Genomic DNA, 254 nt, shown 5'->3' on the forward strand with positions numbered 1-254 from the left:
TGCCTGGATTGTTCCGTACAGTGGTAAAGCGCAATTTCAACTAGGATATAAGGGTTATATCCAGCTTGCTTTAAGAACCGGACAATACAAATTTATTAACTGTATACCTATTCGTGAGGGAGAGCTTCAAAAATGGAACCCTTTGACGGAAGAAATTGATATAGATTTTGAAACACGTCAATCAGAATCGGTCATTGGATATGCCGCATATTTTGAACTGCTTAACGGCTTTAGAAAAACAACATATTGGACTA

The 254-nt window shown here is 37.4% G+C and carries 1 protein-coding gene; it reads left to right on the top strand.

Features of this window, described 5'->3' with window-relative positions:
- Nucleotides 1–254 (top strand): recombinase RecT (locus tag R0J87_RS22560; protein ID WP_498889121.1); only part of this gene is annotated, 254 nt, incomplete at both ends.

This window comes from Halomonas sp. SIMBA_159, from assembly GCF_046536035.1.
GTDB classification, from domain to species: Bacteria; Pseudomonadota; Gammaproteobacteria; order Pseudomonadales; family Halomonadaceae; genus Vreelandella; species Vreelandella venusta_A.